The sequence below is a fragment of the Ruegeria atlantica genome (assembly GCF_013032455.1).
Lineage (GTDB): Bacteria > Pseudomonadota > Alphaproteobacteria > Rhodobacterales > Rhodobacteraceae > Ruegeria > Ruegeria atlantica_B.
The window spans coordinates 116,279-132,837 of sequence record NZ_WQCF01000009.1 but is presented as its reverse complement, the minus strand read 5'-3'; the positions used below and the strand labels follow the sequence as shown (position 1 = coordinate 132,837).

The 16,559-nt window shown below is 54.3% G+C and carries 13 protein-coding genes; 9 read left to right on the top strand and 4 right to left on the bottom strand.

The genetic code is table 11. From position 1 onward, the window contains the following. Nucleotides 1-65 precede the first annotated feature (65 nt). Nucleotides 66-1,085, bottom strand: coding sequence for an alpha-ketoacid dehydrogenase subunit beta (locus GOW93_RS15975; RefSeq protein WP_170386474.1), 1,020 nt, complete (start codon nt 1,083-1,085; stop codon nt 66-68). Between the two features lie 16 nt (nt 1,086-1,101). After that, nucleotides 1,102-2,088 (bottom strand): thiamine pyrophosphate-dependent dehydrogenase E1 component subunit alpha, encoded by a 987-nt coding sequence (locus GOW93_RS15970; protein ID WP_170386471.1) that lies wholly within the window; start codon nt 2,086-2,088, stop codon nt 1,102-1,104. A 324-nt stretch (nt 2,089-2,412) separates the two neighbouring features. On the opposite strand from GOW93_RS15970, the gene GOW93_RS15965 reads away from it, so the two are divergent. The 7 genes from GOW93_RS15965 (at nt 2,413) to GOW93_RS15935 (ending at nt 10,095) form a co-directional block, all read left to right on the top strand. Continuing rightward, entirely contained in the window at nt 2,413-3,399 is a 987-nt protein-coding gene (locus GOW93_RS15965; protein ID WP_170386469.1) for a zinc-dependent alcohol dehydrogenase family protein, read from the top strand. A gap of 106 nt (nt 3,400-3,505) precedes the next feature. Then, nucleotides 3,506-4,807 (top strand): adenylate/guanylate cyclase domain-containing protein, encoded by a 1,302-nt coding sequence (locus GOW93_RS15960; protein WP_170386467.1) that lies wholly within the window; start codon nt 3,506-3,508, stop codon nt 4,805-4,807. Nucleotides 4,808-5,012: 205 nt separating this feature from the next. Continuing rightward, the gene (locus tag GOW93_RS15955) at nt 5,013-5,858 is read left to right on the top strand and encodes an enoyl-CoA hydratase/isomerase family protein (RefSeq protein WP_170386464.1); all 846 of its coding nucleotides are present in this window, start codon (nt 5,013-5,015) and stop codon (nt 5,856-5,858) included. Then, entirely contained in the window at nt 5,858-6,265 is a 408-nt protein-coding gene (locus GOW93_RS15950; protein WP_170386461.1) for a nuclear transport factor 2 family protein, read from the top strand. Before GOW93_RS15955 ends, GOW93_RS15950 begins: the two co-directional genes overlap by 1 nt. A gap of 201 nt (nt 6,266-6,466) precedes the next feature. Further along, nucleotides 6,467-7,318, top strand: coding sequence for a 2OG-Fe(II) oxygenase family protein (locus GOW93_RS15945; protein ID WP_217354805.1), 852 nt, complete (start codon nt 6,467-6,469; stop codon nt 7,316-7,318). Nucleotides 7,319-7,482: 164 nt separating this feature from the next. Further along, nucleotides 7,483-8,091, top strand: a complete 609-nt coding sequence (locus GOW93_RS15940) for an NAD(P)H-dependent oxidoreductase (RefSeq protein ID WP_170386455.1) — start codon at nt 7,483-7,485, stop codon at nt 8,089-8,091. Between the two features lie 3 nt (nt 8,092-8,094). After that, nucleotides 8,095-10,095 carry a cation:proton antiporter domain-containing protein gene (locus GOW93_RS15935; protein ID WP_170386453.1) on the top strand — a complete coding sequence of 667 codons (2,001 nt, stop codon included), beginning with the start codon at nt 8,095-8,097 and terminating at the stop codon, nt 10,093-10,095. A gap of 407 nt (nt 10,096-10,502) precedes the next feature. Here GOW93_RS15935 and GOW93_RS15930 read toward each other — a convergent pair whose 3' ends face one another. Together GOW93_RS15930 and GOW93_RS15925 are read right to left on the bottom strand one after the other, a co-directional pair. Then, nucleotides 10,503-11,729 carry an ATP-binding protein gene (locus GOW93_RS15930; RefSeq protein WP_170386450.1) on the bottom strand — a complete coding sequence of 409 codons (1,227 nt, stop codon included), beginning with the start codon at nt 11,727-11,729 and terminating at the stop codon, nt 10,503-10,505. Nucleotides 11,730-12,238: 509 nt separating this feature from the next. Beyond that, nucleotides 12,239-13,510, bottom strand: a complete 1,272-nt coding sequence (locus GOW93_RS15925) for a replication initiation protein (protein ID WP_170386447.1) — start codon at nt 13,508-13,510, stop codon at nt 12,239-12,241. 580 nt (nt 13,511-14,090) lie between these two features. On the opposite strand from GOW93_RS15925, the gene GOW93_RS15920 reads away from it, so the two are divergent. Together GOW93_RS15920 and GOW93_RS15915 are read left to right on the top strand one after the other, a co-directional pair. Next, complete coding sequence (locus GOW93_RS15920; protein WP_170386444.1) at nt 14,091-15,476, top strand: AAA family ATPase; 1,386 nt, start codon at nt 14,091-14,093, stop codon at nt 15,474-15,476. Next, nucleotides 15,469-16,536, top strand: coding sequence for a ParB/RepB/Spo0J family partition protein (locus GOW93_RS15915; RefSeq protein WP_170386440.1), 1,068 nt, complete (start codon nt 15,469-15,471; stop codon nt 16,534-16,536). The genes GOW93_RS15920 and GOW93_RS15915 overlap by 8 nt, the downstream gene beginning before the upstream one ends. The last annotated feature ends 23 nt before the right edge of the window (nt 16,537-16,559 follow it).

The following is a 16,559-nucleotide window of genomic DNA, read 5'->3' as shown; positions in this document are numbered from 1 at the left end:
ACTCCTTCCTTGTTCGGGGCCGCAATGTGCTGCCCCGTGCTTGATGGTTTCCACTGGTGTGTGGATCAGGCGGCTTTTATGTCGTTCCAGGCTGCGACGATCTTGTCCGGGTTCGGCAAGCAGTGTTGCTCCATGACGCGAGAGAACGGGATCGGCACATCCGGGAACGCGATCCGCTTGGGCGCAGCTTTCAGCACCGAGATGTCATGCTCTGTAACTGTCGCGATGATTTCACCGGAGACGCCATAACTCATGTAGTCTTCGTCAACGACGATCAGTCGGCCGGTCTTGGCCACCGAGGCGCGAATCGTTTCTCGGTCCAGCGGCACGAGGCTGACGAGGTCCACAACTTCGGCACTGACGCCTTGCGCTTCCAGCTTGGCAGCCGCCTTCAATGCGTTGTGAACGCCCATTCCAAGGCTAACAATGGTGACATCTGAACCTTCGCGAACCACTTTGGCCTTGCCGATTTCAACGGTGTAACTTTCCTCGGGAACATGAACTGTTGCTCCGGCCTCGGTACCTAACCACCCCATGCCTTGAAGGCTTTTGTGGTACATGTAGACCACGGGGCTATCGTCACGCATTGCTGCCGTCATCAGCCCTTTGGCGTCGTAAGCGTTAGAAGGAGCCACGACTTTCATACCCGGTAAATGGGCAAAGGTGCCGTAGACACATTGCGAGTGCTGACCAGCGTCCGAGTAGCCGCCGCCGGTCGAAGTCATCAGCACCATCGGTACTTTGAAATTGCCGCCCGAGAAGTAGATGTTCTTGGCCATTAGATTGTAGATCGCGTCAAAGCAAACGCCGAAGAAGTCCACGAACATCAATTCTACGACCGGCCGCATCCCGTCCTGGGCTGCACCAACTGCGGCACCAATAAACGCTGTTTCCGAGATTGGAGTGTCGCGAACCCGTTCGGCGCCAAACTCGTCCAAGAGGCCGCGCGTATTGCCGTAAACCCCGCCCAGTGCACCGATATCTTCACCCATTACGAATACGGAAGGGTCAATTTGCATTTCCTGCTGCATCGCCTCGGCCATAGCTCGGGCGATGGTTAGCTTTCTTTCGTTTGGTTTATTCATTTTTCCTCCCTCCAGCTCAGGCAAAGACCGCTGTCAGCGCATCTTCAGGTGCTGGCTCTTCGCTTTCCCGTGCGAATTTGATTGCAGCCTCAACGCGTGCCGCGCTTTCAGCTTCGATTGCGTCGAGCTCAGCTTCGGTGGCTACGCGATCGGCAAGCATTTTGGCCCTCATCTTCGGAATAGGATCCTTTTCGAAAAGCGCGTCCTTTTCGCCTTCTGGCCGATAGCCTTCGGCATCTCCCATGAAATGCCCTGCCAGGCGATATGTCTCAATTTCCAGAAGGGTTGGACCTTCGCCAGCGCGTGCGCGCGATATGGCTTCTCCGGCTGCGTCATAGATCGCGAATGGATCATTACCTTCGATGCGTTTTCCGGGGATGCCGTAAGCCGCAGCGCGATCTGCATTGTTCGTTACTGCTGTTGAGGCTTCTTTGGAAACGGAGATGCCCCATGCATTGTCCTCGATCACGCAGACAAAGGGCAGATTCCAAACGGCGGCCAAGTTCATGGCTTCATGCCATCCGCCCTGGTTGACTGCGCCTTCGCCAACAAACGCGACCGCAACTCCGGGTTTGTTTTGCATCTTCCGGGAAAGAGCCGCGCCTACAGCTGGCCCCATGCCTTGGGCGATGATCCCGGAGCAGGCAAAGTTCACGTCGGCATCAAAGATGTGCATGTGACCGCCGCGCCCACCGGACAGGCCCGTCTTTTTCCCAAAGATTTCGGCTGCCATTTTGTCGAGGTCGACACCCTTGGCGATCGCTTGATGGTGCGGGCGATGCGTCGCTGTTACGACGTCATCGGAATTAAGGTGCGCACATACGCCAACGGCGACCGGCTCCTGACCGTCGCTGAGATGCATTTCTCCAGGTATTGGTCCGTTAGCCATATTAAAAACGGGCGTTTTACCCTCGAAATAGATGCCCGCAATGGTTTCTTCGAACCGGCGGCTCGTGACCATATTGCGATACATCCAATGCTGTTCTTCGCGAGTTGGTGTCATGCGCTCCTCCCAAGCATGCGATCATGATGTCGCTCATGTTTCGTTGGGAAGGCTGGCGAGAAGAGCTGAATGCGGCAAGGAACTCGTTGGCTCTACATCTCGCCAATTGCTTAACTGTCTCACTGCGAGACAGTTTGAGACAGTTTGAGACAACACCCTTCAAGCAATCGCCACCACCGCATGTGGCTGCGTACCAAAATCGATATGGGAGATTCACCCAGATTATTCTCAGAATCGGAAAACTGAACTCCGAATTAGGTCAATTTATCCGGCTGGGTACTCAATCTACGTATGAGCCGTCAAACATCCATCCGGAGATGCCCAATGAAAGCAATGACCCTTGTTGAGTACGGCGAGAACGCAAAGTTCGAACTCGCTGAGATTGAGACGCCTACTGCCAAGCCCGGCCATGTTGTCGTGCGCGTTGCAGCCACCAGCGTGAACACTGTGGATACTATGATCCGCGCGATGGGCACGGATCTCCCTCTGTCGCCCGAATTGCCCGCTGTTCTGGGTATGGACTTTGCCGGGACTGTTGAGGCCGTCGGGGACGACGTGAGTGGCTTCGAAGTTGGCGACGAGGTTTACGGATGTGCTGGCGGTCTGCTGGAGTTGCAGGGTGCACTGGCTGAATACATGGTCGCTGACGCGCGCCTTATTGCACACAAACCCAAATCACTTTCGATGCGAGAAGCCGCTGCAATCCCGCTGGTCGGCATTACTGCCTATGAGGGCTTAACACGCGCGAGAGCGCAAGCCGGTCAGAAAGTTCTGGTGCAAGGTGGCGCAGGTGGGGTCGGTCATTTGGCCGTTCAACTTGCGAAACACTTCGGTGCAGAGGTTTTCGCAACTGGGACCGGAGCGTCGCAACTCGAAGTGATCGAAAGCTACGGTGCGACGGCAATCGATTTCATGAAGGAGAAGGTCGCAGACTTTGTCGAGGAACACACTGCCGGTGCAGGTTTCGAGACCATCTTTGACTCGGTTGGCGGGCCAAACATGACCAACTCCTTCGAGGCAGCAGCGCTGAACGGCAACATCGCCTCAACCGTTGCTCTGGTCGAGTTGGATCTTACTCCAGCACATTTTAAAGGTTTGTCACTGCACATCATCTTCATGCTGATCCCGATGATCCACGACCACAAGCGCGAGGAGCATGGCGCGATCCTGGCCAAGCTGGCCGAAATCGTAGACGCAGGCGCATTGAGGCCACTGCTTGATGACCAGCGCTTCGGGTTTGAACAGGTCGGTGATGCCTATGATCGCCTGACCAGTGGCCAAGCCATCGGCAAGGTCGTTGTCGAACTCTGAAGTACTGCACCAAAACCAACGTGTCGGGCAGCGCGCATTCGATATGTGTCGCTGCCCGCTTTTCTTTCTCCGAATCCAGCTTGAGAACTCAAGGAACTAATTTGCGATGCATGCGGCTACTCAGCAATACTCTGACGCTCACTTCAACCTTCTGGATCCTGCACCGCGGACCTATGCTTCCGGTGTTATTCTGCTGAGGCGCAGCCGGTTTGACCTGAATCTTAATCAACAATGCACCCCGAAAGACGTCAGAGATTGGCTGTTGAACACAGCAGTTCTGACTAAGGACACCATCGACCTCACAAAGGAGTTTGCGGAACGGTTGGTGCAGGCTGGGTTGGGGGTTGGTCGTCTGAGCCTCAATGTTGGAACGCTGCATCCGCAAGCCTTTGGATATGCGTGGAACTGGAGCACAACCGACGGGTTTTGCGATGAGATTCAAATTGGGGAGGACGCCCTGTATTCTGATGGCTACAGAAAAAACCCTCTTTTCAACGTGATGGAGTACGGCCGAACGGTTCGGGTGCCTCTTGAAAATGATGAAGGCGAAGCGGCAAGCCCTCTCATGAAGAGTCTTGGTAAGGAGGGCTTCTCGGAATATGTGGCGCTTCCGATGTCCGCGAGTTGCGGCAGATTTAACGCGATCACACTGGCTACGCGACAGCAAGGCGGGTTCGAAAGGGAACAACTGGAAAGTTTGACCCTCCTGATCAAGCTGTTCGGTTTGCATGTAGATCGACACGTCGCAGAGCGAATTACGAAGAACATCTCCCATACCTATCTTGGATGGGAAGCAGGCGAGCGCGTTTCAAGCGGGACGATCAGGCGGGGAACGGGCGTTCCGATCAGGGCAGTTGTATGGAGCTCTGATATGCGTGGTTTTTCTACGCTCTCGGAAGACATGGACAATCAATCCGTCGCTTCGGTGCTCGATCACTACTTTTCAGCAATGGCAGATGCAGTGAACCGGCATGGCGGCGACGTCTTGAAATTCATTGGTGACGGTATGCTCGCCGTGTTTCCAATTGCTTCTTTTGAAACGCCTCAAAGCGCCGCTCAAGCAGCTGTTGAAGCCGCGCGACAGGCACAGTCCGAGCTGTATTTACTAAACGAACGCATGCGTAGTGAAACGGCTTGGACTCCGCTACATGCGGGCATTGGTTTGCACTTGGGTGAAGTCTTCTTTGGAAACATCGGTGCGGCGCAGCGCTTGGATTTTACCGTCATTGGCGAGGCCGTAAATCTGGCAAGCCGCATCGAGGGCTGCTGCAAACACCTGAAACGAGACCTGCTTTTCTCTTCAGAGGTCGCATGCCTTCTTGATGACGAGGTCGAGTCTCTGGGTACACGATGTCTCAAAGGATTCAACAAAACAGAGCAACTGTTTTCATTGCATTCAATGGTTTGAAGCCCGGTAATGACCGTAATTTCAGGATGATTATATAAGTATAATAAAAACTGAAATCCGTTTGCGTTCATTTATTTAAATTTTTCAGTCAGTAGATTGCGCTTCGGGTGAGGTGCTCCTCAAGAACCGCTTCGCCCTAACGGAAACGCCAACCTCCAAAACCGTTCTTGTCCGAACGGTTCGAAACAGGAAATGAGGAACCAAAATGAAGTATGAGAACTTCACCACATTCAACGTGAAGGTTGAGAACGCGATCGCCACCGTCACGTTTGATTTCGGGTCCGTCAACGTTCAGGGTCAGGAAATGCTGGCTGATCTGAACAGCCTCGCGATGCGGCTGGAGAGGGATCGCAGCGTAAAAGTTGTGGTCTTTGAATCTGCCAATCCGGAAATCTGGGTCTGCCACTACGACACTGAACTTTTGAAAGACATGTCGACCGAGGCTGTGTCGCGCGATGAAGCCCAGTTGCTGGACTTGCAAGCCGTCTGCGAAAGGATCAGCCGCGTACCACAGGCAACCATCGCTAAACTGGAAGGCTTCGCCCGTGGTGGCGGTCACGAGTTGGCCCTGGCGCTGGACATGCGATTTGCAGCACGCGGTAAGTTCAAGTTTATGCAAATGGAAGTCGGCATGGGCATCCTGCCTTGCGGCGGCGGTGCATCACGCATGGCCCGTCAAACGGGTCTGGGTCGCGCACTGGAAATCATCCTCAGCGCGCAGGACTATGATGCGGATGACGCGGAACGGTTCGGCACCATCAACAAGGCGCTGGAACCCGACGAGATCGGACCATTTGTCGACGCGCTGGCCAAACGCATCGCACAGTTCCCGGCGGAGTCGATCAATGCCTGCAAACAAATGGTCTACGAGTCCATCGACAAGCCAATTGATGAAGCTCTGAAAGCCGAAGCCTATTGGCTGTATCAGGCAACCAGCGAAACCCCTGCGGTCAAACGCTTTGCTATCGCAGATGAACAGGGGCTTGAGCATGACATCGAAAACCAGCGCAACTGGGGCGAACTAGTGATGAAGGTTCAGGACATCAACTGATGTCCGCCACCCAGAACAAAGAAACCGTTCAATGCTTTTTTGAGCGGTTTTCTGAAACCGATGTGGAGGGTGCACTGGCCTTGCTGGACGCGGAAGTCGTTTGGCAAGCGATGGGCCTCAAAAGCAACCCACCTGTGGATACACGGATGGATCGAAAAGGAATAGCCGAGCTTATCAAAAAGATGCGTGAAAGAATGCCCAGTGGCCTTCAGCTTACGCCAACAGGCTGGACTGTCGAGGGTGATCGGGTCGCGATGGAAATGGAGTCCTACGGGACCAAAGTGAACGGAACTGTCTACAACAACTTCTACCATTTCTTGGTGACGTTGAAGGACGGAAAGATCACTGCAATCCGCGAGTACATGGACACGCTGCATCTCAAGCAGGTCCTGATCGACGACATCTGACCAAAATCTGCGCAACTGACGGGCGTTTTCCAAATCCAGACGTCGTTAGGCACCGGACTCGGTGCCCGCGATTTAAGACAACTTCACTTGCTGCTGCGGCGCTGTAGGCGGCGCAGCCTCCCACAAACGGAGACTAATGTAATCATGTCAGTCACTTCACTGGAACGCGCTCGTACAATTGAGCGACCTACACGAGACGAGATGCTGCAACGCGCACCTTCTGTTCAACAATTCTGGACCAGGAACCGGGACTTGTTCAAAGACGCCTGGACTGATTGGGACAGTTCAGAGGGACGAGAACACGTGCTCGACTCGTCCCTTTTTGATCCACAATTGCGATCAGCTGTCGAGCAAGCATGGGATGACCCAACCAAAGAGGCAGCGGTTCGAGAACTTTGGAAGGAAGTATTTCCTGGTGTTTACGCGACACAGTTCTTCGACCCGCAACGGCTCGCCGCTCTCAGGGATTACCTGGACGAGGTATCCAGCGCGGAAATTCCACTACGTCCTCCCTATGGGATCGTGCTGAACCGGGGCGGCGCGCTGCTTGATCCGCGTTCGGAAGGGTATCTTGCGGCCCCAAGTTTCCAAGCTTTTTATAAAGAGCTGATGGACAGCTATATGAGGCCGGTTTCTCGTCTGCTGTTCCCCGATGTTGTCGGCTATGACACACAGACCTTTGGGTTCTCGATCCGCTGGCAAGAAAACAAAGATACCTCGCTGCGCCCGCATACCGACGCGTCCGCTGTGACGCTCAACATCAATCTGAACCTGCCGGGCGAGGATTTTTCAGGTTCTGCTGTCAGCTTTTTTGACAATGAAACGCGTCAGGTCAGCAAGCTTACATTTGAGCCGGGGACTGCTTTGATACACCACGGCAGTGTCCCCCATGCGTCCGAACCGATCACCAGCGGCGAGCGCTACAACTTTGTGCTCTGGCTCTACGGTGAAAACGGTCGGATCCCACCTCAAGTGGCGGAGCACAAGGAAATAGACGCGCGTCAGCGTTGGACCGTGCCAGCGGCCTCGTCCGACAATTTTGCACCGTTTTAGCAGAGTCGTTGAATCAACTTCATCGGTGCGAAACAAGCCTCGTCAGTCTGCACAGCGTTACCAGGTTACAAAATTGTGCCTGGTTGCGGTGCAGCTGACGAGCCGCGACAACCAGGATTGACTCCGTTTAATCCACCGAAGTCAAAACCGAAGAGAGGGCTAAGATGTCCAGAGTGATCGTGTATTTCGCCCATCCCGGGCAGCGCCATAGCCGGGCAAACTCGGCAATGGTAAAAGCTGCAAAGACCCTCGAAGGCATAACCTTTGTCGATCTGTACGCCGAGTACCCTCGCCACGATATAGATGTCGAACGGGAACAGCGTCGCTTGCTGGATCACGACGTGATCGTGTTTCAGTTTCCGCTGTATTGGTACTCGACGCCGAGCCTTCTGAAAGAGTGGCAGGATCTCGTTCTGCAACACGGGTTTGCATATGGTCACGGCGGCGACAATCTGACAGGCAAGTCAATGGTGCTTGCGATTACCACTGGCGGGTCTGAAGAGGCCTATACCTCCGCGGGGTATCAAAACTATCCTATCCGCTCATTTCTGTACCCGCTTGAGCAAACCGCCCGGCTCTGCGGGATGACTTTCGTGCCGCCTTATGTGCTGTTTTCCGCTCTACAGGCGGATGAGAAAGGTGCCATCGTAAACCACACAAGCGGCTACACGAAACTGTTGAGCGCGCTTCAGGACGAGACATTTGATTTCGCGAAGGCTGAGCAGCAAGACACCATGACATTTTCCGATCTGCCCATGCGAGAGAAGGCCTGACCCATGAACGATTTTTTGCTCCTCGCGTTCGTCTTTCTGACAGCTGGTGTTGTCGCTGTCCCCATTGCTACACGTTTGGGTCTGGGGTCAGTCTTGGGTTACCTGATCGCTGGCATTGCGATCAGCCCTTTGCTGGTGGCACTCGGCGTAGATGTAATCTCGATCCAGCATTTCGCTGAATTCGGCGTCGTGATGATGCTGTTCCTTGTCGGGTTGGAGCTTGAGCCCAAAATGCTCTGGGCCATGCGATCCAAGCTGCTTGGTTTAGGCGGACTTCAGGTTGCTGCGACAACCGGTCTTGTGATGGTCGTCGCGCTTTTCTTTGGGCAGCCCTGGACGGTTTCTCTTGCTATCGGCATGGTCCTCGCTTTGTCCTCGACGGCGATTGTCTTGCAGACCCTGAACGAAAAAGGGCTGATGAAAACGGAGGGAGGTCAGTCAAGCTTCTCCGTCCTGCTTTTTCAGGATATCGCAGTCATTCCGATGTTGGCATTTATCCCTCTTCTCGCATTACCGGAACTCTCTGATTTTTCGCACGGTGTCGTCTCCACCTCAGGTCACGGGGCTGAAGTGGCACATACTGGAGACGCGCATGCATCCGATGGGCACGGAGACGATGATCACGCAAGCCTCAGCCTCGTGGACGGTCTGGCCGGTTGGCAAGTTGCATCCGTAACGATCGGAGCAGTCGCCGCCATCGTTCTCGGTGGCACATTCCTGACCCGTCCGATCTTTCGCTTCATCGCGATGGCTGGCCTGCGTGAGCTTTTTGTGGCGACCGCTCTTCTCTTCGTTATCGGAATTGCGCTTTTGATGATCGTCGTCGGTTTGTCCCCAGCGCTTGGGACCTTCTTAGCCGGTGTGGTTCTTGCGAACAGCGAATACAGACACGAGTTGGAATCGAACATTGACCCATTCCGAGGGCTGCTCCTGGGGTTATTCTTTATCACCGTCGGCGCAGGAATTGATTTTGCGCTGCTTGGCGAGAACTTCGTGACCATCTTGGCATTGACGCTTGGCGTGATCCTTTTGAAAGCCGGGGTTCTGTTTGCTCTGGCTCACACCTTCCGGATCAAAGGAACCGACAAGTGGCTCTTTGGATTGGGGCTTGCTCAAGCTGGAGAATTCGGGTTCGTTTTGCTGTCCTTCACCGTCGCAAGCCATGTCATCCCGAAACCAATCGCGGATCAACTGCTGTTGGTTGTCGCGCTGTCCATGCTGCTTACTCCGGCTTTGTTCATCATCTACGACAAACTCATCCTACCCCGTTCAGCCCAGGTACAGGAACGAGAAGCAGACGCAATTGATGAGGAAGGAGAAGTGATCATTGTCGGTCACGGGCGTTTTGGTGGGGTTGTCAATCGAATGCTTCGAGCGGCGGGGTATACAACAACCGTTCTCGACTACAGCGCGTCACATCTCGAACTGCTCCGTTCGTTTGGTTTCAAAGTGTTTTTCGGTGATGCCACCAGGCCAGACTTGTTGCATGCGGCAGGAATATCTAAAGCACGGATGCTGGTGGTAGCGATTGACGGAAAAGAGCAGATCAATTCTCTGGTCCACCACGTACGCCATAACTATCCGAATGTAAAAATCATCGCACGAGCGATAGACCGTCAGCATGTCTACGACCTCTATGCGGCCGGCGTTAAAGAAATCATCCGCGAGACGTTTGACTCCTCTGTGCGCACCGGGCGATCGGCGTTTGAAACCTTGGGCATGCACCCGTTTGAAGCTGAACTGCTCGCTCGGCAATTTTCAGAGGATGACCGGCACATTCTTCAAGAGATGGCTGAAGTCTATGACCCGGGTATCCCGTTGCACGAAAACGCCGCCTATATCGAGAAATCACGGGTGTTGATGGAGGAACGCGATGCGCAGATTTTCGGTAAAGGCGATGCTTACGGTGATCGAACAGAATCCGGTTGGTTGCCGCCGTCTGGGAAAGACGTCGAGGCAGTTAAGGCAAATCATGTGAAAACTGAGAAGGCTTCGTATCAATAAAATATTCTGTAGAATGGGAACCAGCGGGTCTCAATCACACCGCATATCGTTTTGTTGAGCCCTTAAGTTGGACTTGGGGCGGTCCAAATTGGAACTTGGCCGTTTGCGTGGACGCCGCTCTCGACTTCCCGAATAGCATAGATTGATCGAGCGTTCTGATATTGGGTTTCAGCGGATCACAGCGCACGCTTCAAAACGCGTCAAAAATATTGACGACGTTGGAGTGCGTTTTCATCGGCAAGTGCGAGTTCACAAATCATGTTGAAGGTCTGCTTTCCCGTTCCCAAGAATGCCGACTCTCCATCGCAGCGAATGACCGGTTTCCGCCCTTTGTGTAGAATACTAACTGTCGAGAGCAGAGATATCGATGGTTTAAGCCCCCTGCCCTTCCTTGGCTGTACCTGTCATCAACTCGTTGCCCACAGGCTGGAAATTGGAGTCGCAAACATGTTGTCTGCGAAGGGTACAACCTGATCGTGGTCGTAGAGAACGAGCCCCTGGATGAATTTGTTACCACACGCCTCTGCCAATCTACGCATCCCGGAAAAGTCGCTGGAGGTAACTGTTGCAGATGACTTCACCTCGATCCCAACGATCTCGCCACGCCTGTTTTCAAGAACGATATCTACCTCGTTTCTGTCTTTGTCGCGGAAATGCGAAAGCGTGCAACGTTGTTCACTCCAGGTGCCTATCTTACGCAACTCGCTGAACACAAATGTTTCCAGGATCGACCCGAAGGGTGTTTTGTCCTTTTTGACAGTGTCCGGAGAAATGCTGCGCATGGCTGCTAGAAGGCCTGCATCCAAGAAATGCAATTTGGGGGATTTGGTCAGGCGCTTCAGGCGATTGGTGAACCACGGCTGCAAACTGTGCACGAGAAAGAGGTTTTCAAACACTCGTACGTATTTCTGAGTGGTCACGTGATTCAGACCTATGGCAGCACCGATCCCCGAGTAATTGACCAGTTGACCAGAATGCTCCGCCAGAACTCCCAGTAGTTTTGGCATGATTGCGAGCTGTTCGATCTGGGCCACATCGCGAACGTCTCGTTGTACAATCGCATCAAGATAATCATGGTACCAATCCTGCTTTCGCCCCCATCGTTTCCGTCCAAGAGCCTCGGGGTAGCCACCAGAAAGAACTGTCTCAACAAGTTCATCCCCAATGACCGGCTTGTCTACGACAGGGGCTTTGGCTTCGAATGCCCGGTCGATAAAACCCGATTTCGTTTCTAGGATTTCCGTCTGGCTGAGAGGTAGGAGACGGACAATTTCCATTCGCCCGGCAAGAGAGTCCGCAACCTTCGGAATGGTCATTAGGTTGGCGGAACCGGTCAGCAGAAACCTCCCTGCCCTTTTGTCATCATCCACCGTTTTCTTGATTGCCAGAAGGAGGTCGGGTGCTCGCTGAATCTCGTCGATAACCGCCCGGTCCAGCCCGCGAACAAAACCGACCGGATCATCTATAGCTGATTGCAATACGGTCGCATCGTCCAATGTCAAAAAGGGAACTTTGTCAGAGGCGATTTCTGTTGCCAGAGTTGTTTTGCCAGACTGCCGAGGTCCGGAGATCAGAACAACACGCGTGTCGGACAACGCTTCTTCTATTCTGGTTTTAGCAAATCTTGGATACATGTTTGAGAGACTTCTCTTCGTCCGATTGAAAGTAAGGGATCGACCAATTGAAAGTCAATATCCGACCAACTGAAATCGAAGACCCTGAAAACTGAAAGCACTGCTTGAGCTTTACCATCACAACAAGTGAACTTTTTTAGTGGTTTCTTTCAGTAGACAGGTCGAGATTTTTTCACATTGGCCTTTGTTGCCAACAAGGCCGTTGGTCTCATTTCACCACTTTCCATCTTTGCCAAAAGAGAAATCACACAAGAGCCATGAGACCATTTCTTCTCGGCGCGCTGAAAGACATTTCCCAGAACCATGAAGCGTATAGCTGGGCCACGTGCTGATTTCATCGCATACCCGGTTTGGTCAAATCGAAGATACTTTGCGACATTCTCCATAAGCCAATCGTAATGTCCCTGATCCTTTGCAAAGCGTAGTTAGGAGCGGTTCCGTTGCATTCTTTTGACCATTGACTTTGTTACCACCTTGAAACGCAGCCCGCGTTTCAAGGTTGTTTCAATCTATCCATGATTTTCGAATACACCAGGTTCCAGTTCTTCCCAAAACGCAAAGATCGCCGTTGCGTTTAATCCTGACCTCCACCCATGTGCGCGGAAGTGTTCGCGATCCAGATCGTCGGTTAGGCCAGACAGAAACAACCTCTTGTCCGCATCGCGCTGGGTCGGGTTTCGCCGCGAAACCAGATCTTCGACAACAGCCAGCTTCCGAGCCCGCTCGGTGCGCTCTACCGCACGGGCCTCATAGGCCTGATCTTCGCGCGCCAGAGTCTCTGCCCGTTTCCGGGCCGCTTCAAGAGATTCAGGGCTAGGCTCAACCTGCTCGGGCTTGTCAGGCGCCTGGTAATCATCGCGCAAGGCCGCAGACAGATACCCGACCGCCGACTTAACATCCCGCTGCCGCTCGTTCATATAGTCGAGCTTTTGCTGCACATAGTCCTCGCCATGCTCTGCGATCCACTGCCTTGCCAGACGATCCGCGACGCCTTGCTTCCGCAGCGTTTTGTAAACCGGCAGGTTGCGCACCCCGTCGCCGTCGTCGATCTGGAACATCGCCATCTGCGGGTTCTCGCGAATACGAAAGCGAAGATCGGTGACCGCCCTGCCCTTTTTTCGAAATTCAGGCTCGATCACGATGTCCGAGCTTTTGTTCACCTCGGTCACAGCCGGTTTGATGATCTTGGCGTTCAGATGTTTGAAGCTGCTGTAATAGTCGCTGCCATCCACACCCATCAGCTTGCGAAATACATCCAGCGTCCACCAGCCGGTCGATCCGGTGCGCACAAAACGATAGCAGTTTTCGTAGAGCGCCAACCCGTGCCCCGAGCTGAAATTGCGCTGAATATGCACGTTGATCAGCGCGTAGATTTTCGGGTCAAACAACTTTTGCGCCAGCGCCGGAGAATACGCGTATTCACAGATGCCGTTCTTGAGCTTGGCAAAGCTGAGAAGCGACGACACCCCCCATTCCTGCCGTCCCTCTTCATCCAGCATGTCCCATTCGGCCACGGTTTCGGCCAAAGCACGCAAGCTGGACCGAAGCGTGTCGAAATCGTTGGAGTTATAGCCTACCATCATCGCCAGCGTTCGGGCATCGATCGTATGGGTCGTGGCCGAAGTTAACGTGTCATAGGCATTCAGCAGTAGAACATTGGACAGCTTGCGCTGTAACAATGTGAGTTTGCCGCTGATATGAATAGCGGCGACATTCTTCTTAACCGTCTCGCGGCGCAGCGCACCCGAGAGCTGATCCATATTGACCTGGGGTTCTGGCATTGCCCTGCCTGACTGCTCGTTTGTGTATTTGTGCCACGAAAGGTACCCGCATTTCAATTCCTATTGGGTGCCCAACTACAGGGCATACCGCATCCCGTAGACAGGTACCTTTAACGGCAGAACGGCCCGTTTATCTTTTTGCGGGCTGCTCCACAGCGCAGATACCCGAGCCAAAACGAGTTAACCGGGCGAAAAAACCATCGAATTAGACTCCATTCTAGCCCCGCAGAGTCTTCCCGAGAATCGGGTCCTTTGTTCCTGTTGACGGATCCCATTGATCCCGCAGACGGGTTCCTTTCATCCTGCATCTGGGTGCCTATGGGCCTGTATTCTGGTACCCAAACAAAGACAACCATTTGTTTTTGGATGAATAACTAAACCCAAAGTTCTTAAAGACTCTAAAGAATCCAAACTCTTTGTTGCAGTGTTTTTTTTGGAATTTGATTGGTTTCGCCGCGAAACCAACTTAGAAGGCCCTGAAATTCCCTCAGATATGCGATCAAGGATAGCCGAACCTAACAATGTACGTTAGATTGGGGAATATACGCTGATAAGGCGAACATTTTCTGAGGCATCGACAGTGAACAAACCAACGCAACCAAGCCTGCCCCCGTATCTGAACCTCGATCCCAAGGCCGCAGCCAGCCGTTTGCCTGACCCTATCGGCACCCAGCGATTCGCAAAAGCGGCTGCGTTTTGCGCCAAGGGCCGCGATGATCTGGCTCGGCGGGGCTACGCCCCAGACGGTGAAAAACGGCTGCGCAGGTTTTCCACTTGGGAGATCACCAGATACCTCATCCCGGTCGCCCCGGCGCATCTCCGACGCGTGCTGAAAGCCAACCCTGACCTGCCACAGGGCGAGGGCGAAGGCGGGTCCAAGTGGTTTACCCTGGAAGAGGTTCTGGCACTGCGTCAGTATTTCGCCAACGAAGGGGTCAGCACCAAGGAATACCTGCCCTATCGCCCTGAGGGGCTGCCCGCCAAGGTGGTCTCGGTTGCCAATTTCAAGGGCGGCGTCGGCAAGACCAGCACCGCCGCGCATCTGGCGATGTCCGCCGCATTGGACGGGTACAAGGTGCTGGTGATTGATCTGGACAGCCAGGGCTCGATGACCTCGATTTTGGGTGGCAAGGTTGCGGATGAATGGCAAACCGTGTTCCCCCTGATTGCCAAGGATTACGCCCGTGCAGTGCAGCAGGAGAACACAGTTCGGGTGGCTGCGGATCAACCGGAGATTCTGCTGGACGAAACCCTGCGCGAGGCGTTGACCACCCTGCCACAGGACGTGATCCAGAAAACCCACTGGCCGAATATCGACCTGATTGGCGCGCAGCTGAACCTCTATTGGGCCGAATTCCAGATCCCCGTTTGGCGCATGGGGTTGCGCAGCTGGCCCCTGTGGGACGGGCTGACCAATTTCCTGAACGATGACGGCGTTCTGGAAGAGTACGACGTCATATTCCTGGATACGCCCCCTGCCCTCGGCTACCTGACCATCAACGCCCTTGCGGCTGCTGATATTCTGCTGGTCCCTTTGGGAGCGTCTTTTCTGGAGTTCGACTCGACAGGTCGATTCTTTGACATGCTCTATTCGACCTTCGCCAGTATCGAAGACGGTGAAAACGCGGCGCAACGGGCTGCGGGTTTACCGGAAATGAAGTTCGAATGGGATGTAGTGCGAGCGATCATTACCCGCTTCGATGCCAGCCAGCAGACCGATATGGCCAATGTCATCCAGGCTTATTTCGGGGATTTCATGAACGCCTACCGTCAGGATTACACCGCGCTGGTCGGGCAGGCGGGCGAACAGGTCAACGGGATCTACGAGGCGGACTATCGCGAGTTCAACCGCGAAACCTATGTGCGCGGCCGTGAAACATTCGACAGAACCTATGCCGAGTTCAAGGAATTGCTGATCGGCTGTTGGTGGCGCGACGCGCAGATGGAGGAACAGGCAAATGGCTAAACGCAGAAGACTGACCGCACCGGATGCGTCCGAGCTGCAGGAGTTCGAGGCAGGTTTCGCTGCGAAACCGCAAACCAACCCGTTTGAAACCAGTGCAACCACGCCGCCAATAGCCCAGGTTGCCGGCGAGGCCGCGGCATTGTCCGGAATGGCCGCAGTCACCGACCGCGCAGCATTGGCGCTAGATCAAGGCGACGCAGAACGTTGGCGCGCGGCCCGGAGCGACGGGCTGGTGGCGCAGAAGATACCGCTGAACCAGATCGAGCCGGATTATATCCGGCGTGACCGGCTGGATGTCGAAGAAGAGGCACTGGGTGAACTGATCGATTCTGTACGCGAGCACGGGCTGCGCGCGCCGATCGAAGTGACAAGACTGAAGGACGGCTATGGCCTGATCTCCGGGTATCGCAGGTATGAGGCCTTTCGACGCCTGTCCATGACCGATCCCCAGTTTGTGGAAATTCCGGCGTTTGTGCGTGATGCCGGGGCAGGGCAGGCGGCCTATGTCTCAATGGTGGAAGAGAATGAGCTCCGCTCCAACCTAAGCCATTACGAGAGGGGGCGCATAGCTGTGCTGGCTGTAGGGCAGGGGGTTTTCAACTCGGTCGAAGACGCGGTCAATACACTGTTCTCGACCGCCTCCAAGGCCAAGCGATCCAAGGTGCGCAGCTTTGCAATGGTTCACGAAGCATTGGGTGATCTGCTTCAGTATCCGACTGAATTGACAGAAAAAGCTGGTCTCCAACTGGCCGCAGGTTTACGCAACGGCGCTCAAACGCAATTGCGTGAGGTGTTGGATCGGGCGGAGACTCTCGATGCCCGATCCGAGTGGAAGCTTCTGGAAAGTACTGTGAAGGCTACGCTCGACAAGCCGCGCGACAAAGCGCGGGGAGGCCGCCCGCAACAGGTTGAGCGCATTGATCCTGTGTCACTTCCAAAGGGAGGAGCGCTAAGCGCCGAAGTCGCGCCTGGGGAAGTGCGCATTCGGTTGGAGGGCCGTAGTCTCGACCGCAAAACTGTCCAGACACTGTTAGAACAACTTGCGGATCAGATTGGCTAGTTTCGCCGCGAAACCACGCCTTC